Source organism: Bradyrhizobium erythrophlei (genome assembly GCF_900129505.1).
Taxonomy (GTDB): domain Bacteria; phylum Pseudomonadota; class Alphaproteobacteria; order Rhizobiales; family Xanthobacteraceae; genus Bradyrhizobium; species Bradyrhizobium erythrophlei_D.
This window is the reverse complement of the sequence record NZ_LT670818.1, coordinates 4,870,289-4,892,970: the sequence shown is the minus strand read 5'-3', so window position 1 is coordinate 4,892,970 and position 22,682 is coordinate 4,870,289. Positions and strand designations below refer to the sequence as shown.

Annotated in this window: 13 protein-coding genes and 2 pseudogenes; 5 read left to right on the top strand and 10 right to left on the bottom strand. The window is 64.0% G+C overall.

Annotated features, from left to right (window positions below):
- Positions 1-27: 27 nt before the first annotated feature.
- Positions 28-993, top strand: coding sequence for an amidohydrolase family protein (locus B5525_RS22550; protein ID WP_079567975.1), 966 nt, complete (start codon positions 28-30; stop codon positions 991-993).
- On the opposite strand, the gene B5525_RS22545 is transcribed toward B5525_RS22550, so the two are convergent.
- The 5 genes from B5525_RS22545 to B5525_RS22525 form a co-directional block, all read right to left on the bottom strand.
- Positions 981-1,892 (bottom strand): methylenetetrahydrofolate reductase, encoded by a 912-nt coding sequence (locus tag B5525_RS22545; RefSeq protein WP_079567974.1) that lies wholly within the window; start codon positions 1,890-1,892, stop codon positions 981-983. The two genes, B5525_RS22550 and B5525_RS22545, sit on opposite strands and share 13 nt — an antisense overlap.
- A 75-nt stretch (positions 1,893-1,967) precedes the next feature.
- Positions 1,968-3,383 (bottom strand): hypothetical protein, encoded by a 1,416-nt coding sequence (locus B5525_RS22540; protein WP_079567973.1) that lies wholly within the window; start codon positions 3,381-3,383, stop codon positions 1,968-1,970.
- 127 nt (positions 3,384-3,510) lie between these two features.
- Positions 3,511-6,633 (bottom strand): efflux RND transporter permease subunit, encoded by a 3,123-nt coding sequence (locus B5525_RS22535; protein WP_079567972.1) that lies wholly within the window; start codon positions 6,631-6,633, stop codon positions 3,511-3,513.
- 32 nt (positions 6,634-6,665) lie between these two features.
- Positions 6,666-7,910, bottom strand: a complete 1,245-nt coding sequence (locus tag B5525_RS22530; RefSeq protein ID WP_079567971.1) for an efflux RND transporter periplasmic adaptor subunit — start codon at positions 7,908-7,910, stop codon at positions 6,666-6,668.
- 165 nt (positions 7,911-8,075) lie between these two features.
- On the bottom strand, positions 8,076-9,473 hold the full coding sequence (locus B5525_RS22525) for a CoA transferase (RefSeq protein ID WP_079567970.1): 1,398 nt from the start codon (positions 9,471-9,473) through the stop codon (positions 8,076-8,078).
- Between the two features lie 95 nt (positions 9,474-9,568).
- Between B5525_RS22525 and B5525_RS22520 the strand changes: the two genes are divergently transcribed.
- Entirely contained in the window at positions 9,569-9,856 is a 288-nt protein-coding gene (locus tag B5525_RS22520; RefSeq protein ID WP_079567969.1) for a hypothetical protein, read from the top strand.
- A 24-nt stretch (positions 9,857-9,880) separates the two neighbouring features.
- Here the strand turns inward: B5525_RS22520 and B5525_RS22515 are convergent, their stop codons facing one another.
- Genes B5525_RS22515 through B5525_RS22505 form a run of 3 tightly spaced genes read right to left on the bottom strand, consistent with a single transcriptional unit; the run spans position 9,881 to position 15,646 of the window.
- Positions 9,881-13,375 carry an error-prone DNA polymerase gene (locus B5525_RS22515; protein ID WP_079567968.1) on the bottom strand — a complete coding sequence of 1,165 codons (3,495 nt, stop codon included), beginning with the start codon at positions 13,373-13,375 and terminating at the stop codon, positions 9,881-9,883.
- Positions 13,372-14,958 (bottom strand): Y-family DNA polymerase, encoded by a 1,587-nt coding sequence (locus tag B5525_RS22510; RefSeq protein ID WP_079567967.1) that lies wholly within the window; start codon positions 14,956-14,958, stop codon positions 13,372-13,374. Before B5525_RS22510 ends, B5525_RS22515 begins: the two co-directional genes overlap by 4 nt.
- Positions 14,849-15,646, bottom strand: coding sequence for an ImuA family protein (locus B5525_RS22505; RefSeq protein WP_079567966.1), 798 nt, complete (start codon positions 15,644-15,646; stop codon positions 14,849-14,851). Before B5525_RS22505 ends, B5525_RS22510 begins: the two co-directional genes overlap by 110 nt.
- 256 nt (positions 15,647-15,902) lie before the next feature.
- Between B5525_RS22505 and B5525_RS22500 the strand changes: the two are divergent.
- Positions 15,903-16,499, top strand: a pseudogene (locus tag B5525_RS22500) (UdgX family uracil-DNA binding protein); the annotation flags it as partial.
- 178 nt (positions 16,500-16,677) lie between these two features.
- On the opposite strand, the gene B5525_RS22495 reads toward B5525_RS22500, so the two are convergent.
- Entirely contained in the window at positions 16,678-17,175 is a 498-nt protein-coding gene (locus B5525_RS22495) for a ferritin-like domain-containing protein (RefSeq protein ID WP_079573672.1), read from the bottom strand.
- A 207-nt stretch (positions 17,176-17,382) separates the two neighbouring features.
- Between B5525_RS22495 and B5525_RS22490 the strand changes: the two genes are divergently transcribed.
- Complete coding sequence (locus tag B5525_RS22490; protein WP_079567964.1) at positions 17,383-19,005, top strand: inorganic phosphate transporter; 1,623 nt, start codon at positions 17,383-17,385, stop codon at positions 19,003-19,005.
- Positions 19,006-19,084: 79 nt separating this feature from the next.
- Here B5525_RS22490 and B5525_RS22485 read toward each other — a convergent pair whose 3' ends face one another.
- The gene (locus B5525_RS22485) at positions 19,085-20,257 is read right to left on the bottom strand and encodes a M20 aminoacylase family protein (RefSeq protein ID WP_079567963.1); all 1,173 of its coding nucleotides are present in this window, start codon (positions 20,255-20,257) and stop codon (positions 19,085-19,087) included.
- 246 nt (positions 20,258-20,503) lie between these two features.
- Here B5525_RS22485 and B5525_RS22480 point away from each other — a divergent pair.
- Positions 20,504-22,136 (top strand): annotated as a pseudogene (locus B5525_RS22480) (GMC family oxidoreductase).
- Positions 22,137-22,682 lie beyond the last annotated feature (546 nt).

Genomic DNA, 22,682 nt, shown 5'->3' with positions numbered 1-22,682 from the left:
CAAAAACGAAAATGAGGGAGAGAAACGATGCTGACGCGACGCTGTGTTCTGCTCGCCTCGATTGCCGCCGGAGTGATCATGCCGAACCGACACGCCCTTGCCAAAGCCTCGCAACCGTCGGCGCCGGTCAATTTTGACGTCCCCGCCGGCGCCTGCGACTGCCACACCCATATCCACGGCGATCCCGAAAAATTCCCGTTCTTCGCGGGCCGCGTCTACACCCCGGAGCTGGCATCGCCAGAGGAAATGTCGGCGCTGCACAAGGCGCTGCATATCGAGCGCGTGGTGATCGTCACCCCGAGCGTCTACGGCACGGATAATTCGGCGGCGCTGTTCGGCATGAAGGCCCGCGGCGCGACCGCGCGCGGCGTCGCCGTGATCGACGACAAGACGCCCGAGACCGATCTCGATGCCATGGGCCAGGCAGGCATTCGCGGCATAAGGCTCAATCTCGCCACGGGCGGCGTCAACGATCCCTCGGTCGGCCGCCCGCGCTTCCAGGCCGCGGTCGACCGGGTGAAAGCCCGCGGCTGGCATGTCCAGCTGTTCACGAGTCTTGCGATGATCTCCGCGATCAAGGATCTCGTCTTGGCCTCGCCGGTGCCGGTCGTGTTCGATCATTTCGGCGGCGCGCAGGCCGAACTTGGAGTGGGGCAGCCGGGCTTTTCCGACCTGCTCGAACTCGTGAAATCAGGCAAGGCGTACGTCAAGATCTCCGGCGCCTACCGGGCCTCGAAGCTCGCACCCGATTATTCCGACGTGATCCCGCTCGCCCAGGCGCTGATCGCGGCCAATCCGGACCGCATCGTCTGGGGGACGGACTGGCCGCATCCGAATTCAGTGACGCCGCCCGGCCGACAGCCGACCGAGGTGACGCCGCTGTATCAGATCGAGGACGGCCGCCTGTTCAACCAATTTCCCGTATGGGCGCCGGACGCGGCGATCCGGAAGAAAATTCTGGTCGACAATCCGGCGCGGCTTTACAGGTTCTGAGCGCCGGTTCGGGATGCGGTCCGCCCCGCTTGCCGCAGGGTTTCCGCAACGTAGCCACGCGACCATTCGGCGGCCTTGCGCAGTCCGCCGAACGGAAACAGATGGAAACCCGATATCGAGGCCGTGACGACCTCGGGCGCCAACTGCAAACCGCGCATGATGTCGTCAGGCCCGGTATCCATGAGCAGCCGGCCGAAACGCCCGATCTGGCTGCGCAGCGAACGGATCGAATTGCCGATGCCGCAGCGAAGCGCGAATTTCGTCAGCGTGGCGGGACTCGCCGGACCGGCGAGGCCGACGGTGACGGGAAGGCCGACGCCGCGCGCATCGAGTTCGCCGATAAAGGCCAGGATCGGCGCGCTCTCGAAGCAGAACTGCGTCACGACATCGACGTGGATTTTTGTCCCCTGCCCCCAGTCCCGCCATGCCTCGAGCCCGCTGAAGGTCGCGGCCAACCCGAGATAAGGGTGGCCCTCGGGGTAGCCGGCAACGCTTACGCGTGCCATGCCATGCTCCTCGATCAACCCGCTGGCGCGCACATCGTGGCTCGATTTGAACGGTCCTTTCGCGGCCGCGACGTCGCCGGCGATCAGTAGAATGCGCCTGACATCCGCCTCGCCCCTGAGGCGCGTCAGGAAATCGTCGAGCGCCTCGCGTGACGGCATTTCGCGCGCAGCGACATGAGGCACCGCGTTGAAACCGGCGCGGCGCAGCATCGCGGCCGTTTCGACGTTGTGGCGATAATTGTCGCCGGGCAGGAAGGTGATCGTGACGTCCGTGCCCGCAGCGAAACGATCCCGCAACTCGCCCAGTTGATGTCCGCGCGAAGAGATTTCGACCGAAGCGGACGACAGTAGCGCGTCGAGTTGGCGAGACGAGGCATGATCGGGTGCGGACACGTCTGGCTCCGATTAAGGTCTCTTCATGGGCATGATCTTTTCCAAAAACCGGTTCCCGCTTTTTGGGATCATGCCTCAGGCGCGGCGGCGCGAAATCACGTAGGTTTCGTCGTTGAACCACAGGCCGCCGTGCCGCTTGAGCACCCGGTCGGTGGCCTCGAGGTAGCGGCCGTCGCGGACCACCTCCGACAGCCTGACATCCTCGATCTGCGCGACATAGATCGCCGCGTTCCAGGCGGCGAACAGCGTCGAGGTTCCGATCGGCCCGGAGACTTCGTCCGGCAGCGTGTGCATGTGGTAGCGGAAGATCGATCGCGCATCGGAGGAAGCGTTGAAATTGTAATGCCGCGCCTCGCCGCCAAGCTCGTGCTTGACCTGGCGCAGGATCGCGTAGCGATCGGTCTTGAAGGGGTCGTCGCCGGGCCAGACCTCCTCGATGATCTCGAGGCCGGGATCGTGGCCGTGCGAATGGATGCCGATCAATCGGCCGCCGGGCCGCAGCGCGCGCACCAGCGGCGTCACCACCTTCGAGGCCTTGAATTCGACGCTGGCCCGCGCGCGATAGGGCTGCGAGGCGATCACCAGATCGTAATCGGCCATCACGCGCCCGGGCCGCGGCATGATCGGATCGAGCAGGAACGAATGATCCTCGCGGCGCAGCGTCAGGATGATGGGCCTTGTATAGAGCGGATTGCCCGTGGTGGGACTGATTCCGGCGCGCCAGTTCTCCGCCAAAAACCCCTCGAGCTGTCCGATCTGCTCGGCAAAGCCGTGCGCGGTATTGCCGGCCAGCGCGACGTCCTTCCAGATCAGGCCCTGCGCCGATGCCGCCGAGCGCGGCGTCAGCCACGGCGCCTCCGCATAATAGAGATTGGTGATCACCAACACCGTGGCGGGATGCTCGAACAGACGATCGGCCATCTTCTCCAGCATCAGCCGCACGTCTTCGTAGGAGATTTCCTTGGCCACGACGTAGAGCGGCATGGTGGGAAAGCGGGCATGCACCGCCCGCATCACGCGCGACAGCACGGTGCCTTCGCCGACGCCGGCATCGAAGATCCGCAGCGCCGGCGGCGACGGCTGCAGATTGCCGAGTTCGAGCGAAATCCGGTTGGCGACCTCGGTCTTCTCGCTGCAGGTCGAGACGAACAGGAGATATTTCTGCCGGTTGTCGAAAAACCGGAAACCCGGCGGCGCGATGTCGGCCGCGGGAAGCGCGGCATTGGCCGGCCTGAAGGTCACCGGCGACGTCGTTCTCTCCGACGGCAGGCCGGCCCGATGCTCGGTCAGATAGGCGCGGACCTTGTCGAGCGTCCCGGTGGTGATCTTGGCGCCGTCGCGCAGCCGCGATACCAGCTTGCCGTCATTGACGACCAGCCGCCCGAAGGTGGATTCGGCGGTCTGCGTCGCGCGGCAATAGTCCCTGATTTCCCCCAGAATCTGGTCGGAGGTTCTGGAGGTGGTGCGATCCTGGTGTTCCCCGTTCCGCATGGTGTTCTCCCCCGCGGCTTGTCCCTCTGTATTCAAGAGACAGCTGCTGGGTTACGTCAACCACAAACGGAGTGGGCAGGATTCATGGGCGCGCGCCCACCATCGCTCGCGCCGGTAAAATGCCCGCTCAGCGGACCCGGCGCGAGAAGACCGAGATCAGCACCGGCAGCGTCACCAGGATCACCAGCGGCGCCAGCATCATGCCGGTGACGACCACCACCGCCAGCGGCTTCTGCACCTGCGATCCGATGCCCGCCGACATCGCCGCCGGCAGCAGCCCGACGCCCGCGACCACGCAGGTCATCAGGACCGGGCGCAATTGCAGTTCGCCGGTGCGGATCGCGGCTGTCACCCGGTCGAAGCCCTCGTCGACCAGCTGGTTGAACTGGGACAGGATGATGATGCCGTCCATGACCGCGATGCCGAACAGCGCGATGAAACCGATCGCCGCGGAGACGCTGAATGGAATGCCCGAGATCACGAGCCCGACCACGCCGCCGAAGATCGCCATCGGGATCACGCTCATGGCGAGCAGCGTGTCCACCATCGAGCCGAAATTGAACCACAGCAACACGGCGATCAGCGCAAGGCTGATCGGCACCACGACCGACAGCCGCTTGATCGCGTCCTGCAGATTGCCGAACTCACCCACCCATTCGATCCGCGATCCCGCCGGCAGCTGCACCTGGCTCGCGACCTTCTCCTGGGCTTCCCGGATGGCGCCGCCGAGGTCGCGTTCGCGCACCGAGAACTTGATCGGCAGATAGCGCTCCTGCTGTTCGCGGTAGATATAGGCCGCACCCGAGACCAGGGTGATCGACGCCACCTCGCTCAAGGGAATCTGGGTGATGGTGCCGTTCGGACCCGCCGCGCCGATCCGCAAATTCTGGATCGCCTCGGCACTCTTGCGATATTCCGGGGCAAGCCGGACGATGATCGGAAAATGCCGGTCGCTCCCGGGTTCATAGAGATCTCCGGCGGTGTCGCCGCCGATCGCGACCTTGATGGTGGCGTTGATATCGCCCGGCGCCAGCCCATAGCGCGCAGCCTTGGCGCGATCGATATCGATCTGGACCGTCGGTTGCCCGAGCGAGGTGAACACCGCCAGGTCGGTAATGCCCTGCACCGTCGACAGCACGGCCTTGATCTTGTTGGCGGTGTCGGTGAGCGCCTGCAGATCGTTGCCGTACAATTTGATGGAGTTCTCGCCCTTCACGCCGGAGACGGCTTCGGAAACGTTGTCCTGAAGATACTGGGAGAAATTGAACTCGACGCCCGGAAACTTGTCCTGCAGCTTCGCCAGCATTCGCGCCGTCAACTCATCCTTGTCGTGGGTGTCGGGCCATTCGCCGGCCGGCTTTAGCGGCGCAAAGAATTCCGCGTTGAAGAAGCCCGCAGCGTCCGTGCCATCATCGGGGCGGCCATGCTGCGACACCACCGCTTCCACCTGCGGAAAGCTGCGGATCAGCTTGCGCATCTCGTTGACATAGGCGTTGCCCTCCTCGAGCGAGATGGTCGGCGGCAGGGTCGCGCGAATCCAGAGATTGCCCTCCTCGAGCTTGGGCAGGAATTCCAGCCCCAGCAGGCGGCCGAACACAACGGTCATGACCACGAGCCCGATGGCGCCCGCCATCACCAGCTTTCGGTTGGCCATGGCCCAGGCCAGCACCGGCACATAGATCCAGTGCAGGAACTTCATGATGCGGGTTTCGGTTTCTTCCATATGCGAGGGCAGGATGATCGCGCTTAAGGCCGGCGTCACCGTGAAGGTCGCGAGCAGGCCGCCCGCCAGCGCATAGGCATAGGTCCGCGCCATCGGCCCGAAGATGTTGCCTTCGACGCCGCTCAAGGTGAACAGCGGGATGAACGCCGCGATGATGATGGCGGCGGCGAAGAAGATCGAGCGCGACACGTCGGCGGAGGCCGAGAGGATGGCATGGCTCTTGATGCCCATGGTGGTGTCGGTCGAGATATGGCTTTGCTCGGCTTCCGACAGCGCCGTGGTTTGCGACAGGCGGCGGAAGATCGCCTCCACAAAGATCACGGTGGCGTCCACGATCAGCCCGAAATCGATGGCGCCGACCGACAACAGGTTGGCGGATTCGCCGCGCAGCACCAGGATGATGACGGCGAAAAACAGCGCAAACGGAATGGTGGCGCCGACGATCAGCGCGCTTCTGAGATCGCCGAGGAAGATCCACTGCAGCAGCACGATCAGGAGAATGCCGACCACCATGTTGTGCAGCACGGTCGCCGTGGTGATGTCGATCAGATCCTTGCGGTCGTAGATGCGCTCGATGCGCACGCCGGGCGGCAGGATGCTGGAATTGTTGATCTGCTCCACCAGCTGTTCGACCCGAAGGATGGTCGGCGAACTCTGCTCGCCGCGGCGCATCAGCACGATGCCCTGCACGATGTCGTCGTCCTGATCGAGGCCGGCGATGCCGAGCCGCGGCTTCTCGCCGACGGTCACATTGGCGATGTCCTTGACCAGTACCGGGTTGCCGCCGCTTTGCGACACCATGGTGTTGGCGAGATCATCGATGGAACGGATCAGGCCGACACCGCGCACCACGGCGGATTGCGTACCGATATTGACGGTATTGCCGCCGACATTGATGTTGGAATTGCTGACGGCCTGCAGCAGTTGCGGCAGCGTCAGGCCGTTGGCGATCAGCTTGTTGAAATCGACCTGCAATTCGTAGGTCTTGGTCTTGCCGCCCCAACCGGTGACGTCGATCACGCCGGGCACGGCGCGGAAGCGGCGCTGCAAGACCCAGTCCTGCAGCGTCTTCAGGTCGAGCACGCTGTAATTCGGCGGCCCGACCAGCCGGTAACGGTAGATTTCGCCGATAGCGCTGACCGGCGAAATCCCCGGCTGCACATTACCAAGCAGTGGCGCCATTTGCGACAGCCGGTTCAGCACCTGCTGCAGCGCCTCGTCATAGGTGTAATCGAACGAGAATTGCAGCTTGACGTCGGACAGGCCGTACAGGGAAATCGTGCGGATCGTGCGCAGGTTCTTGATGCCCGAGACCTGGGTCTCGATCGGGATCGTGATGTAGCGTTCGATCTCCTCCGACGACAATCCCGGACTTTGCGTCACGATGTCGACCATCGGCGGCGTCGGGTCGGGATAGGCTTCGATATTGAGCTGCTTGAACGCGATCAGGCCGCCGATGATCACGACGGCGAATAGGCCGACCATCAGGTAGCGCCGGTTGACGGCAATGGCGACGAGACGATCCATTCAGATCGGGACTTTCAGGGGCTGAGTTGAAGTTAGCTACCGGATGCGGCGCGGTCGATGAACAGGCTGCCCTTGGTGACGATCCGCTCGCCGGGTTTCAGATTGCTCGCGACCTCGACGAGGTTGCCATTGGTCATTCCGGGCTTGATCTCGCGCAGTTCGATCGACTTGTCCTCGTGCGCAACCCAGACCCGGACCTGGTTGCCCTCGTAGATCAGGGCCTGCTTCGGCACGCCCACGGCCGGGTGATCGCCGGGGGAGTAGAGCGTGACGTTGGCGAACATCTCCGGCTTGAGCTGACCGTCCTTGTTGTCGATAGTGGCGCGGACCAGGAGCCGGCGCGTCGCCGGATCGATCGCCGCGGCGACGTAGTCTATGTGCGCCGTCAGCGTCCGGCCCGGCAGCGCCAGCACGTTGAAGGAGATCTCCTGTCCCACCGCGACCTTCGATGCATCGGTCTCGCGGACGAAGGCCGTGAGCCAGACCGTGGAGAGGTCGCCGATCACGAAGACCGGATCGCTGGCGCCGGAGTTCACGTACTGGCCGGGGCCGACCTTGCGCTGCACGACCGTGCCCGCGATCGGCGAGAAGATGGTGGTGTTCGGATTGATGCTGCGCTTTTCCTGAAAGGCCAATATGGCCTCCTCGCTGAATCCGAGGATTCGCAACTTGTTGCGCGCCGCCTCCAGCGCCGTTTGCGACGAACGCATATCGTTCTGCGCCTGGATCAGATTGGCCTGGCTCTGCTGGTAATCCTTCAGCGGCACGGCCTTGCCCTCGAACAGATCTTTGGCGCGTGTGTCCTGGATCTGCGCAAGGTCGAGCGCCGACTTCGCCTTGTTCAACGCGGCGATCGCCGCAACAAAATCGTTCTGCGCCTGCACGGTGTCGGCGGCTTCGATCACGAACAGTGGCTGTCCCTGGGTGACGTTATCGCCCGGCCGGACCATCAACTTCATGACGCGGCCGGCATAGGGCGAAAACACCGGCGTCGATTTATCCTCGTCGACCGCGACCTTGCCTTCGGTCACGGTCTCGGCCCGGAAACTTCGCGCGATAACGGGTTCGATGGTCAGGGTGGCCCATTCCGCCGGGGTCGGGATGTAGCGCTGCAATCCCTTGCGGGATTGGCTCGACACCTCGGACGACCCGTGGCTAGCCCCGCCGAGCTGCGTAAAGCCATACAGAGCCGCGCCGGCCAGCACCGTCAGCGCGGCGCCGCCGGCCAGTTTCCTCCGGCTAAGCATCTGCAATTGCTTGATAAATTCAGGCAACATGGGGTCCAGTCACTTCGGCGATGATTCCGGCAATGACTGCCTCATCGGTGCGCTAATAGTGCCGATTTGGCGTTTCAAACAACCTAAAAACGGCAATACGCCAGCGTTTAAAGTTAAAATTTGGAGAGGCGTGTCTTATTTTTGAAAGGTTTTCGCGTTGCGGCCTCAGCCGCGCGCGGGCCATTGCGCCGGGTGACTGCCGAGCGGCATCGCCGGCCGCGCCCAGAAGGCGGGCGTTTTCGAGAGCACCGCCGAATGGCTCACGGCCTGCAGCGGACCGAAGCCGGAAGCCGTTTCTTCGATGAAGGCGGTGACCGCGTCGCGCTTCAAATCCTCGGTCTTCAGTCCATCGGCGACCCGGCCGAGATTCCACAGCCACCGCCCGGTCTGCGCCAACGACACGCGGACGTGCCAGCTGCCGCCTTCGCGCGACTGGCGTTCCTTGGCCATCATGGCGCCGAACGCCATCAGATAACCGGTGGCGTGATCGAGCATCTGCGCCGGCAATTCCTTCGGCCCCTCGACACCTGCGGCCTGGCCCTCGGCGTGGTTGAAGCCAGTCGAGGTCTGCACCAGCGAGTCGAAGCCGCGGCGCTCCGCCCATGGCCCGGCATGGCCGTAGGCCGACAGCGACACATACACGATGCCCGGATTGATGCGCGCGGCTTGCTCCGGCGAGAAACCGAGCGCGCTGAGCGCGCGCGGCCGGTAGCCTTGCGAGAAGATATCGGCTTCTGCCAGGAGGTCGCGCAGCGCGCTTTGCCCCTGTTCGCTCTTGAGCTCGGCAAAAGCCGACAGCTTGCCGCGCCCGGTATCGATCGTCAGCCACGGGATCGCCGGCAGATCGGGACCAGCAATCAGCAATACATCGGCGCCATGGGCGGCGAGCGTGCGGCCGGCGACGGGACCGGCGATCACCCGCGACAAATCGAGCACGCGCAGGCCTGCCAGCGGGCGGTCGCCTGCGGGCCACGGCTTTGGCGCGGCCTCGCCGATTTTTTCGATCGATACCGTCGGCAACCGGGCCAGCGCCCTGGCGTGAGGCAGGGCCGACCACTCCTCAAATGAGCGCATCATCGCAACCACGCCGCCGGCGGCATAGGCCGCGGTCTCGAACGCCTCGGCGTCCCACCGCGAGAGCGCGGCCTGAACATCGTCGCGTTCAGCCTTGCAGTCGAGCACCTTGCAGACGGCGGCGCGGTGATGCGGAAAATTGGTGTGCAGCCGCACGAAGCGCCGGTCGCCGGTGCTGTAGACCCCGGCGATGGCGTCCCAGGCCGGCGGCGGCGGCTTGCCGTCGACGCGCAGATAGCGCTCGCTGCGGCATTCGACGATCGCGTGGCGCATGTCGACCGCGAGGCCTTGCGATTGTCCGCTGCGCGATTGCCAGATCTGCGCAGCCGCGAGGCCTGCCGCGGCAATGCTGGCTTGCGCCGCCGCGGCCACGCGGAACGACGACGGCAGTTGCGGCTCCTGTCCGCTCAGCGTGACGGTATCGAGCGCGGCGGCGTCGCCGCCGGCGGAGATCCAGAGATCGGCCAGGATTTCGCGGGGCGTTTGCATGGTCGTCACTTTCCCTACGTTCAGGAATGCCTGAAGATGCTTTCGTCTTGTCGCATAATTTTACTGTTTCTCCGCCTGCCATGGAAGGAGCTGCAATGGCTGCCATCGATCCATTGACCGCCGGGGGCGTTCTGCTCGCGACGGCTGCAACCGATGCCGTCTACGTCATGTTCACCTCCGCCGTGGTGGCGCGCAGGCGCGTGCCTGCGGCGACGTGGAGCAGCGTATGGTATCTGCTCTCTTCCTATGCCGTCATCAGCTATACCGAAAACTGGGTCTATGTCGCCTTCGCGGCGATCGGTTCGTGGCTGGGCGCGTATGCATCGATCACATTCCTGCACCGGCCCCCCGGCGGACCGCCGGTCGGCGCCGCGCCGGAGTAGCCGGTCATCGAGAGCATCCGCATTTTAATGAAAATCCCGCGAGCGCGGCAGGATGCGCACGTTGCGCGGATGGCGGATCTTCTGCGCCGGATTTTCGGGGTGCTGGCGAGGATCGTCATGCAGCGCCTCGACCAGCGCCGGCCCCACCGGTACCGCCGGTTTTCGGCCGAATGAATCATTGGCGAGGCCAACCAGATCGCGGGAGCGGTCGAACAGTTTTTCGGCGACGAGATGCACTACCTTTTCCGGGCTGCTTTGAATATAACCCTCGACCAGTACCAGCCGCGCGCCCATCACCTCCTTGCGAAAACGTTCCATCACCTTCGGCCACACCACGATATTGGCGATGCCGGTTTCGTCCTCCAGCGTCATGAATACGACGCCCTTGGCGCTGCCCGGACGCTGCCGCACCAGCACCACGCCGGCGCAGCGGATATGTTGCCGGTCATTGGCATCGGAAACGGCGGCGCATGGGATGACGCGTTCACCCGCAAACGTCGGCCGCAGGAATTCCATCGGGTGCCCCTTCAGCGACAGCCGGATGGTCTGATAATCGGCCACCACCTGCTCCGGCAGCGGCATCAGCGGCAACGGCCGTGCATGCTCATCCGGCTGCTCGCGCGCGGCGGCGGTCTCGAACAGCGGTAGCGGCACGTCATCGGGCAGCCGCCGCACCGCCCAAAGTGCTGCGCGGCGATCGAGCCCGATGGAGCGAAACGCATCGGCATCCGCCAGCAATATCAGCGCGCGCTTGGGGAGTGCGGTATCGCGGGCAAAATCCTCCAGCGAGGTGAAGGGACGGCGCTGCCGTGCCGCGACGATGCGTTCGGCCCAGTCTTCCGCTTTCTCAGCACCGTCATTCCGGGGCGGCGCATTAGCGACGAACTCCGATGTGCAATTGCACATCGGAGAATCTCGAGGTTCCGGGTTCCCGCGGAGCCTGTCATCGGGCCGCGCTTTGCGCGGACCCGTTGGCGTGCCCCGGAACGACATTTGGATTCGCTTCAACCGCTCCTCGTCCGGATCGGCCCATTTGAAGCCGTCGATCTGGCGGAAGCCGAGCCGCACGGCGCGATACTTCCCGCTCCCCTCCTCCAGCGTATTCGCAGCAAAACTGAATGACACATCGATCTCACGCACCTCGACGCCGTTCTTGCGGGCGTCGCCGACGATTTGCGCGGGGGCGTAAAATCCCATCGGCTGCGAATTCAACAACCCGCAGCAGAACGCATCGGGATGGAAATGCTTCAGCCATGACGAAACATAGACGAGCTGCGCGAAGCTCGCGGCGTGGCTTTCCGGAAAGCCGTAACTGCCGAATCCCTTGATCTGGTTGAAACAGTTATTCGCGAACTCGGGATCGTAGCCGCGCCGGATCATGTTGCCGACCATCTTGGCTTCGAATTTTCCGATAGTGCCGAGATTGCGGAACGTCGCCATGGCACGGCGGAGCCCATTGGCCTCCTCGGAAGTGAATTCCGCCGCCTCGATGGCGATCCGCATCGCCTGCTCCTGGAATAACGGAACACCAAGAGTCTTGTGCAGGACGTTGCGCAACTCATCCTTGTTGCCGCCCTTTGGATAAGGATACTCAATATCCTCAGGTCTCATTTTGCGGCGCTTCAGATATGGATGCACCATGTCGCCCTGGATCGGTCCGGGACGCACGATCGCTACTTCGATGACGAGGTCGTAGAATGTCCGCGGTTTTAAACGCGGCAGCATGTTCATCTGCGCGCGGCTCTCGACCTGGAATACACCGAGCGATTCGCCCCGCTGCAGCATTTGATAAACTTCGTCGTCGTCCTTCGATTTAATATCGGACAATACATAGCGCTTGCCCTTGTGATCCGCGATCAGGTCGAAACATTTGCGGATGCAGGTCAGCATGCCCAGCGCCAGCACATCGACCTTCATCATGTTCAGGGCATCGACGTCGTCCTTGTCCCATTCGATGAAGGTGCGATCGTCCATCGCCGCGTTGCCTATCGGCACGTAGGTATCGAGCCGGTCCTGGGTCAGCACATAGCCGCCGACATGCTGCGAGAGGTGGCGCGGAAACTCGATCAGCTCGGCCGCGAGTTCGACGGCGAGCCCGATCATCGGGTTTTGTGGATCGAGCCCGGCCTGCCTGACCTGCATGTCGTCAAGCCCCTTGCCCCAGCTTCCCCATACCGTATCGGCCAGAGCCGCCGTCACATCCTCCGTCAGCCCCAGCGCCTTGCCGACGTCGCGGATGGCGCTGCGCGGCCGGTAATGAATCACGGTTGCGATGATGGCGGCGCGGTGCCGGCCATAGCGCCGATAGACATATTGCATCACCTCTTCGCGGCGCGAATGTTCGAAATCGACGTCGATGTCGGGCGGCTCCAGCCGTTCCTTGGAGATGAAGCGTTCGAACAGCAGATCAATCTTGGTCGGATCGACCGAGGTAATGCCAAGTACGTAGCAGACGGCCGAGTTCGCCGCCGATCCCCGGCCCTGGCAGAGGATGTTCTGGCTACGCGCATAATGGACGATGTCGTGCACGGTCAGGAAATAATGCGCGTATTTGAGTTCGGCGATGAGAGCGAGCTCTTTCCGCAAGGTGGCGCGGAGCGTGTCGTCGATCTGGCCGCCGAAGTATTGATCGACGCCCGCCCATGTCAGATCTTCCAGATGCTGTTGCGCGGTCTTGCCCGGCGGCACCGGCTCGTCGGGATATTGGTATTTGAGCTGATCCATCGAGAACACGATGCGATTGGCAAAGCGCATAGTCTCCGCGATCGCGTCCGGCAGATCGCGGAACAGCCGCGTCATTTCATGTGCGGGCTTGAGATGGCGTTCCGCGTTGGCTTCGAGGCGCTTGCCGATCGCCTCGATCGTTGTTTTCTCGCGAATACAGGTGAGCACGTCTTGCAGCGGACGGCGCGCGGGATCGTGGTACAGCACTTCGTTGGTCGCCAGCAGCGGCACTTTGGCCGCCAGAGACAGACGATGCAGCTGCGCCAAACGACGCCGGTCGTCGCCGCGATAGAGCAGGCTTGCGGCCAGCCACACGCCATCCGCACGGCTACCCTTCAACCGTTCCAGGATTTTCTGGGCGTTAGCCGCCTCGAAATAATGCGGCAGCGTGAGCACCAGAAGCTGGCCTTCGGCAAATTCCAAGAGGTCAGCGAAGTTTAGATGGCATTCGCCCTTTGCAATCCTGTCGGCATCGTCGCCCCGCTTACCCTTTGTGAGCAACTGGCACAGCCGGCCGTAAGCCGCGCGATCGCGCGGATAGACCAGGATGTCCGGCGTCTCGTCGATAAAGACGAGCCGCGATCCGATCAGAAGCTTCGGCTTGCAGGTGACGTCGGAATTGTCGAGCTCCTTATAGGCCCGCACCACACCGGCCAGCGTGTTGTGATCGGCGATGCCGATCGCGGCAAGCTGCAGGACGCTGGCCTGATGCACGTAATCGCGCGGATCCGATCCCCCGCGCAGGAACGAGAAATTCGTCGTGATTCCGATTTCCGCGTAAGCCGGCATGGTCATGCGAACAATCCGTGCATGTACCAGTTCGGCTGTACCGCCTTGCCCTCCTCCTGCACGATCTCGCGGTCGTAAAGCCCGTCGCGATAGAGCCAGAACCGCAAGCCCGCCTCGTCCTCGACGCGGAAATAATCCCGCGTCAGCCCTTCCGCGCGCCACCACTCCATGGCGACGCGCTCGGGACCCTCGGCGCGGATCACGGCGTGGGTAGCGCGGCGCCAGACAAAGCGCGCGGGCGGACCATCCGGCACCTGCGCGATCACCTTGATCTGTTCCGGCCGCTCGAACAGCCGCAATGGCCGCAGCGGCGGCTCGCCTTCCACGCGCGGCGTCCAGGCCGCATGCGCCGCGGCGGCCAGGTGATGCTGCGCCGGTGCTGCGAGCACCGCGCGCTCCGGGATGTGGGTGTCCTGCGGCAAATGCACGACCACGCGCTTTCCCCCGATGCGCGCGGCGATGCGGTCGATCAGGGCGGCCAGTTCGTCATTGTCGTGCATATTGGCATCGAGATCGCGCTGCTCCTGCACGACGATTTCGGTGCGGCTGGCACTCAAGCGAATGAGATCGAAGCCGAAGCCGGGGTCGAGCGGATCGCTCAAGGCGCCGAGCCGCTCGCGAAACAGCCGGTCGATCATCTCGGGTCTGGTCACGGGCCGTCCGGTGTCGACCATGATGGTGCGAACCGCGCCGTCGGTGCGGAAGAAACAGGCTTCCAGCCGTCGCGCGCCCTTGCCCTGCTGCGCCATCGCCGCCACCAGCATCTTAGCAAGCCCGGACAAGGTCGCCGAGATCACCGCTTCGGTCGCCACCGGTTCGGCGAAGCGTTTTTCCACGATGTAATCCGGCAGCGGCTTTCGCGGACTGATCGGCGCATCGCTGTGCCCCAGCGCCTGTTCCAGCAAGGTTGTAAAACCGGCGCCGAATCGTGCGGTGATTTCATGCCGTGCGCGGGAAGCGACATCGCCGATGATTTTCAAGCCGGCGCGGCGCAGGCCCGTGGCCACGGCCGCATCGGCGCCGAGCGCGGATACCGGCAGCGGCCTGACCGCATCGGCTTCCTCACCCTCCGCCACGATGCGGCCATGAACATGGCGGGTCAGCGTCCGCGCGCAGACGGCGGTGCCGGCGATGGCGGCGCTGACCGCAAAACCCTGCGCGGTCAAGACGTCGCACAACAGCCGCAGCATCGCAGCCTCGCCGCCGAACAAATGCACGCAGCCGGTGATGTCGAGAAACAGCCCGTGCGGAGGATCGAGCGCCACCAGCGGCGTGAAGCGGTCGCACCAGTCGGCGATGGCGTTCAGCGCGTGGGCGTCGGCGGCTTCATCGGCATCGAACACCCTCAATTGCGGACAGATCGCGCGGGCATTGGCGAGCGGCAGGCCGACATCGAGACCGAGCCGCGCGGCCGCATCGTCGAGCGCAAAAATCTGCAGCGCGTTGTTTTGCTTGGCAACGACGATGCTGGGATCGTCATTAGCCGGCGCGGCGTCGCTTTGCCAAAGCTGGCGCTTGATGCGGTCGATGGGCAGGCGTGGCAACCACAGGCTGAGGATCCGCCGCCGGTTTCGCGAAAAGGCACTCATCACATTTCCATTCCATGATCCACCGGCCGACAGGGCCATGACGGTTGCGGACAAGCTGCGCGTCGAACAGCGGCGTGCCCCAGGCGACAGAGGGGGCGCTGGGCGGCGAATGCGCCGCGCGCACGATCCACCGCGTTTCCGCCGTCGAGGGCTGCGGCTCCGCCGCCATCCGCAGCAACAGGCCGGTCACGCCGGAGGCCTGCGCCGCCAGCGTCAGCTTGCGGCTGGCGACGAGATCGAGTTGACGCGTTTCGCCCCAGACTTCGAGCACGACGGCGCCGAGCGCATCGCAGGCCAGCGCGTCGGCGGCGGTCCGCAGCGCGGTCTCCACGTCGGCGGCGCGCACGGTCACCAGAAGCCGCGGATCGAGACCGAGCTCGGCCAGTCCGCTCATCGACAGCGCGCCCGATTCAATTTCGGCAAAATCCTGCCGGATCCACACCAGCGGCCGCCGTGCGGACACCCGCCCTGCGAGCCCCGCGACAAAACCCGTCGCCGTAGCGCTTTGCCGGCCGCCTTCAGCGAACACCTCGTGCATCGCGCCCAGGGCGAGGCCGCCCTGCAACGTCGCATCCGCATCGGCATGCCCGAACGCGACCTTGCGTGGCGAATACGCTTCGCCCTGCGCCTCGATACGCTCGATGCTGCCGCGCAAAACCGCAAGCGTGTTCGTGCGTGCGCCGCTCATGCGCCGCTCCTCAAGAGATGGTGGCCGTCACTGGCTCTTCTGATGAACTCGTGACTGGCCCTCTTGTTCATGATATGTTCTAATATAAAGCTAACATGGCGGGAGGAGTCAATCGGGTTCGGCACTTATGTTTTTCCTGAGCAATCCCAATGGGATCTGGGGAACCCGAAGCGCCCTGCCCGCATTGAGCCCGGCCTGCCGCAACAATGTTCTCCACAGCAAGCGGAAAATGCCCATGGCGATTGCATCCCAAAGCCTCAAGACCCTGCGCGAGGAGGCCGCCGACTGTCGCGCCTGCCCTCTCTGGAAAGACGCAACGCAAACCGTGTTCGGCGAAGGCCCGCCACATGCGGGCCTGATGCTGGTCGGCGAACAGCCCGGCGACAAGGAAGACCTTGCCGGCAAACCTTTCGTGGGACCGGCGGGACAAATGCTCGACCGCGCGCTGGAAGAAGCCGGCATCGACCGCAACAAGACCTACGTCACCAACGCGGTCAAACATTTCAAATTCCTGCCCCGCGGGAAATTCCGCCTGCACCAGAAACCGACCACCCCGGAGATCAAGGCGTGCCGGCCATGGTACGAACGCGAATTGGCTTCGATCAAACCCGAACTGGTGGTGGCGATGGGCGCTACCGCAGCGCAAAGCGTGTTCGGCAAGATCACCCCGATCAACAGGAATCGCGGCCGCCTGATCGATCTCGACGAGGGGATCAAGGCGCTGGTGACGGTGCATCCGTCCTATCTGCTGCGGCTGCCGGATGAAGACGCCAAGGCGCGGGAATACGAACGGTTTGTCACCGATCTGAAGATCGCCGCGGAACTGCTGCGCAAATCGGCGCGCGCGGCGTAAGGACTTGTACACAATGCATGAAAATCTGCGCACAATTCATGCTGAACCGTCGGCACAAAAAATTGACATCCGCACCCGCAACCTTTAATTGAAAACAATGCGATGACCCCGCACAAAGGGTCGGCGCGCTGCGTGGTTGACTGGCCCCGGATACCGCGCAGCGCGCCGCTCTTGTCGGTTAGGCCGCCGCGGCGAGGTTGACGGCCGCTTCCGCCAGCGAGGTCAGGCTTTCGTCGGTCTTCTTTTCTTCCTGCAACGTCTGATCCAGCAGCCGGACCGCATCCTTCATGCCGAGCTGCTGCGCCCACTGCTTGAGGGTGCCGTAGCGGGAGATTTCGTAGTGTTCGACGGCCTGGGCGGCGGCCAGCATGCCGGCGTCGAGCGCCTCGGAGCCCTTGTACTCCTCCATGATCTCCTTGCCCTCATCGAGGATGCCCTGGATCGCGTCGCAGGTCTTGCTACGCGCCGGCTTGTCGATCAATTCGAAAATCTGTTCGAGGCGCTCGACCTGGCCCTCGGTCTCGCCGTGATGCTTTTCGAACGCCGCACGCAACTTGTCGGAGCTGGCGGCCTTTGCCATCTTCGGCAGCGCCTTCAAAATCTGCTTTTCGGCGAAATAGATGTCCTTCAGCGTATCGAGGAACAGGTCGTTGAGGTTCTTGTCTTTCGCGGTCATGGCGCGCTCCATTGGGTGATTGGTGGGACGTTTCCCGCCTCTCCAACGTCCCCTGATGGGCAATGTTCCCAAGGGATATCAAAAGCAAAGCCGATCGCGCCGCCGAAAAATTCGCTGTTCAAGGGCAGCCTTGCCCCAGCGCTTTTCACGCTGGCGTCACATGCTCCGCGCTAAAATCCCGCGCATTGGGAGCCAAGGGGATATCACATGAGCGACATTGCCTTACCGGGTTCGATCGAGCCGGCCCTGCGGAAGGGACCGAACCTCGACGGCGGCTTTCATCCGCTGACGGGTGTCATCTACATGGGAGTGGTGGCGGCCGCGCTGCTGTTCGTCGCCTACAGCATCTACATCGACGTCGACGCGACCGGCACCAAGGTCACGACCTATCTGCCGTACCTCCTGCTGTTCGTCGCGCTGCTGATCGCGCTCGGCTTCGAATTCGTCAACGGCTTCCACGACACCGCCAACGCGGTTGCGACCGTGATCTATACGCGCTCGCTGCCCGCTCATATTGCTGTGGTGTGGTCCGGCATGTTCAATCTGTTCGGCGTGCTGCTGTCGAGCGGCGCGGTCGCCTTCGGCATCGTGTCGCTGCTGCCGGTCGAGTTGATCCTCCAGGTCGGCAGCGGCGCCGGCTTTGCCATGGTGTTCGCGCTGCTGATCGCGGCCATCATCTGGAACGTGGGCACCTGGTATTTCGGCCTGCCCGCCTCCAGCTCGCACACCTTGATCGGTTCCATCATCGGCGTCGGCATCACCAACGCCTTGCTGCGCGGCCGCGACGGCACTTCCGGCGTCGACTGGTCGCAGGCGGCCAATATCGGAAAAGCCCTGCTGCTGTCGCCTTTGTTCGGCTTTGCGCTGGCGGCGGGCCTGCTCTTCGTCGTCAAGACGATCATGCTGAAAGCGGCGCCGGCGCTGTTCGCCGAGCCGAAGGGCGACCAGCCGCCGCCGTGGTGGATCCGCGGCATCCTGATCCTCACCTGCACCCTGGTCAGCTTCTTCCACGGCTCGAACGACGGTCAAAAGGGCATGGGCCTGATCATGCTGATCCTCATCGGCACGGTGCCGACCGCCTATGCGCTCAACCGCGCCCTGCCCGACAGCCAAATCCGGCAGTTCGTCGTGAATTCGGCGGCGGCGAGCAACGTCATCGAGAGGAAGGCCGCGGGCTACAACGTGCTCGGCAATCCCCGGCCGGCGGTGACGAACTACGTCGCCCAACACCAGATCGATGGGGGAACCTACCCGTCGCTGGCGGTGCTGGTGCGCGACATCAGCACCCAGGTCACCCAATATGGATCGCTGGCGAAATTCCCGGCGGACGCCGTCGGCAACACCCGCAACGACATGTATCTGGTATCGGAGGCCATTCGCTTCCTGATGAAGGACAAGGAAAGCGAACTCAACGCCGATGAGGTTGCCACCCTCAACAACTACAAGGGCTCGCTCGACAGCGCGACAAAATTTATCCCGGGCTGGGTGAAGATTGCGGTTGCCATCGCGCTCGGTCTCGGCACCATGGTCGGCTGGAAGCGGATCGTGGTGACCGTCGGCGAGAAGATCGGCAAGACCCATTTGACCTACGCGCAGGGCGCCTGCGCCGAAATCACCGCGGCGGCGACGATCGCGGCCGCCGACGGCTACGGACTGCCGGTGTCGACCACCCATGTGCTGTCGTCCGGCATCGCCGGCACCATGGCGGCCAACGGGTCCGGCCTGCAATGGTCGACCATCCGCAACATCGCGCTGGCCTGGGTGCTGACCTTGCCGGTCGCGATGATGATCTCGGGCGGCCTGTACTTCCTGTTCTTCAATCTGCTCTGAAACTGTTCAGCCGCAGCAAGATCGAAGGGCCCGCGCCATCGGCGCGGGCCCTTTTGTTTGCCGGAAGCCCGCAGCGGCCTCACGCCGCCAGCGTGTTCTCGACCAGCTTGATCCAGTACGAGGTGCCGTAAACGATCGCCTCGTCGTTGAAATTGTAGGCGGGGTGATGCAGCCCGGCGCTGTCGCCGTTGCCGCAGAAAATAAAGGCGCCCGGCCGCGCCTCCAGCATGTAGGCGAAATCCTCCGCTCCCATCAAGGGCGGGGTCTCGTGAACGTTGCCTTCGCCCGCGATCTCCTTGGCCACCTCGGTTGCGAGATCGGTCTGCGAGGCATGATTGACCGTCACGGGATAACCGCGTTCGTAGACCAGATCGATCTTGGCGCCGGTGATCTGCGCCACACCGGCAACGACCTCATGCACGCGTTTCTCGACCAGCGAGCGCACTTCCTCCGTCAGGGTGCGCACCGTGCCCTTGAGTTCCGCCGTCTGCGGAATGACGTTGCGGGCATTGCCGGCATGGAACTCGCACATCGAGATGACGGCGGAGTCCAGGGGATCGACGCTGCGCGACACAATCGACTGCAATGCGGTGATCAACTGCGCGCCGACCAGCACGGAATCGATGCATTTGTGCGGGCGCGCGGCGTGGCCGCCAAGCCCTTCGATCCTGATATCGATCGCGTCCGTCGCCGCCATGATCGGGCCGGTGCGAATCGCGAACGAGCCGACCGGAATGCCCGGGCCGTTATGCATGCCGTAGACCTGGTCGATGGCGAAGCGTTCCATCAGCCCGTCCTTGATCATCGCTGCGGCTCCGGCGCCGCCCTCCTCGGCGGGCTGGAAGATCACGACCGCGTCGCCGGCGAAATTCCGGGTCTCCGCGAGATAGCGGGCCGCGCCCAGCAGCATCGCGGTATGCCCGTCATGGCCGCAGGCGTGCATCTTGCCCGGCGTCCTGGAGGCGTAAGGAAGGTTCGTCTCCTCCTCGACCGGCAGCGCATCCATGTCGGCGCGAAGCCCGATCACCTTGACGCCGCCGCCATTGGCCGGCTTGCGGCCCTTGATGACCCCGACGACGCCGGTGCGGCCGAGGCCGGTGGCAACCTCGTCGCAGCCGAATTCCCGCAGGCGCTCCGCCACGAAAGCCGCGGTGCGGTGCACGTCATACAGCAGCTCGGGGTGCTGGTGGATATCCCGGCGCCAGGCCTGGATATCGGGTTGCAGATCGGCGACGCGGTTGACGATGGGCATTGGGAATTCTCGGTTATGGTTGCAAGCTCTTGTCATCTCTAGCACGCGTCCGTGATCCACCCAACACCCCGGCCAAGGGGCCAGCCATGTGTCAGCCATGTCCCCGAACGGATGTCGGCCATGTCCCCGAACGCTTGCGCCGGCCGTCCAGGTCTGACTGATTAAGTCAAGAAAGCTGTGGATGGCCGGCTTGAAGCGGGGCATGACGGTCGTAATTACCGGCACTTAGGGGCGGCAACCGAGAAAATGCCAAAACGGCTTGCAAGACGGCTCGAGGGTGATTTCGACTATATCGTCGTTGGCGCGGGCACCGCCGGCTGCATCGTCGCCAACCGGCTGTCGGCCGACCCCAAAAACCGCGTGCTGATCCTGGAGGCCGGCGGCGACGACAACTGGATCTGGTTTCACATCCCGGTCGGCTACCTCTTCGCCATCGGCAATCCCCGCTCGGACTGGATGTTCCGGACCGAGCCGGAAGCTGGCCTCAACGGCCGCTCGCTGGCCTATCCCCGTGGCAAGGTGATCGGCGGCTCCTCGGCCATCAACGCCATGATCTCGATGCGGGGACAAGCCGCGGACTACGACCACTGGCGCCAGCTTGGGCTTACGGGCTGGGGCTATGACGACGTGCTGCCCGCGTTCCGGCGACTTGAGGATCATTTTCTCGGGGAAAGCGCCCACCACGGCACGGGCGGCGGCTGGCGGATCGAGGCGGCGCGGCTGTCCTGGGCGATCCTGGATGCGGTCGGCGACGCCGCCGAACAGATGGGGATCCGGCGCATTGCGGATTTCAACACCGGCGACAACGAGGGGACAGGCTATTTCCACGTCAACCAGAAGCGCGGCCGCCGCTGGTCGTCGGCGCGCGGTTTCCTCAAGCCCGCCCTCAGCCGCCCTAATCTGCGGCTGGAAAAAAACGTGCTGGTCGACCGCCTGATCGTCGAGGACGGCCGCGCCGTCGGGGTGGTTTTCATGCAGGGCGGCGAACCGGTGGAGGCACGCGCCAAAGGCGAAGTGATCCTGTGCGCCGGCTCGATCGGATCGATCCAGGTGCTGCACCGCTCCGGCATCGGGCCCGCCGACTGGCTGGCGCCGCTCGGCATCGACACCGTGCTCGACCGGCCGGGCGTCGGGCGCAATCTGCAGGACCATCTGCAGCAGCGCGCGATCTACAAGGTCGAGGGTGTCCGCACCCTCAACGAGACCTATTACTCGCTGGTGCGGCGCGGCCTGATGGGCCTCGACTACGCGTTCCGCCGCCGCGGGCCCCTGACCATGGCGCCGTCGCAACTCGGGATTTTCACCCGCTCCGACCCCCATCGCGAGCGCGCCAACATCCAGTTCCACGTGCAACCCCTTTCGCTCGACAAGTTCGGCGATCCCCTGCACCGTTTTCCCCGCGATCACGGTCAGCGCCTGCAATTTGCAGCCGACCTCGCGCGGCACCGTGCGCATCCGCTCCACTGAGCCCGCCGAGGCGCCCGCGATCGCGCCGAATTATTTGTCGACCGGCGAGGACCGCCAGGTCGCCGCCGATGCCATCCGCACCACGCGGCGGCTGATGAAACAGAAGGCGCTCGAGCCGTATCATCCCCAGGAATACCTGCCCGGCCCCTCCGTCGGCGACGACGATGCCTCGCTGGCAAAAGCCGCCGGCGACATCGGCACCACGATCTTCCATCCCGTCGGCACCGCGAAGATGGGCACCGCCAGCGATCCCTCCGCCGTGGTCGACGACCGGCTGCGTTTTTACGGCATCGCCGGCCTTCGCGTCGCCGACGCGTCGGTGATGCCGACGATCACCTCGGGCAATACCAACACCCCGACCGCGATGATCGCGGAAAAAGGTGCGGCGATGATTCTGGAGGATGGGAAGTGACGCACCGGTCGTCATACCCGCGAAGGCGGGTATCCAGTACGCCGCGGCCTCTCGGTTGAATCGCGGGCTTCTCTGGACTACTGGATCGTCCGCCTTCGCGGACGATGACATTGGAGGTGTGCTACGGGTCTTTGAGATCGTCATTGCGAGCGAAGCGAAGCAATCCATTCTTTCTTCGTGGGGCCAAAGCTTCGCTGCGCTCGCAATGACGGCAACACACACCTTCGCGATCTCGCCGCGCATTTCGCGCGAGTCTTGCCTGCTCGTTCCGCCCTCTCCGTTCAGAGGGCGCAGGGAATGCCGGGCGTCCGATGCGCCCGATAGCCGCGTGTGCAAACGGTAGTGGTAGAACGCACACGCGTTAGTCAGGTCACACCGGAAACGTCCGGCATTCCCCGCGCAATGGTTTACGGCTTATGTCGTACTCTCCCCGGCGATCGGGCTTTCTTGTCACCGTCATCCCTGAGAAGCTTGCTTCTCAAGAACTTGACGCCAGCGTCGAGGCGTCAGGACCACACGATTTTGCCGTCCGCCTCAGGTGCCGTT

Coding starts and splice junctions, on each gene's coding strand:
- B5525_RS22550 (WP_079567975.1), top strand. CDS start 28: ATGCTGACGCGACGCTGTGTTCTGCTCGCCTCGATTGCCGCCGGAGTG.
- B5525_RS22540 (WP_079567973.1), bottom strand. CDS start 3,383: ATGCGGAACGGGGAACACCAGGATCGCACCACCTCCAGAACCTCCGAC.
- B5525_RS22535 (WP_079567972.1), bottom strand. CDS start 6,633: ATGGATCGTCTCGTCGCCATTGCCGTCAACCGGCGCTACCTGATGGTC.
- B5525_RS22530 (WP_079567971.1), bottom strand. CDS start 7,910: ATGTTGCCTGAATTTATCAAGCAATTGCAGATGCTTAGCCGGAGGAAA.
- B5525_RS22525 (WP_079567970.1), bottom strand. CDS start 9,473: ATGCAAACGCCCCGCGAAATCCTGGCCGATCTCTGGATCTCCGCCGGC.
- B5525_RS22520 (WP_079567969.1), top strand. CDS start 9,569: ATGGCTGCCATCGATCCATTGACCGCCGGGGGCGTTCTGCTCGCGACG.
- B5525_RS22515 (WP_079567968.1), bottom strand. CDS start 13,375: ATGACCATGCCGGCTTACGCGGAAATCGGAATCACGACGAATTTCTCG.
- B5525_RS22510 (WP_079567967.1), bottom strand. CDS start 14,958: ATGAGTGCCTTTTCGCGAAACCGGCGGCGGATCCTCAGCCTGTGGTTG.
- B5525_RS22505 (WP_079567966.1), bottom strand. CDS start 15,646: ATGAGCGGCGCACGCACGAACACGCTTGCGGTTTTGCGCGGCAGCATC.
- B5525_RS22495 (WP_079573672.1), bottom strand. CDS start 17,175: ATGACCGCGAAAGACAAGAACCTCAACGACCTGTTCCTCGATACGCTG.
- B5525_RS22490 (WP_079567964.1), top strand. CDS start 17,383: ATGAGCGACATTGCCTTACCGGGTTCGATCGAGCCGGCCCTGCGGAAG.
- B5525_RS22485 (WP_079567963.1), bottom strand. CDS start 20,257: ATGCCCATCGTCAACCGCGTCGCCGATCTGCAACCCGATATCCAGGCC.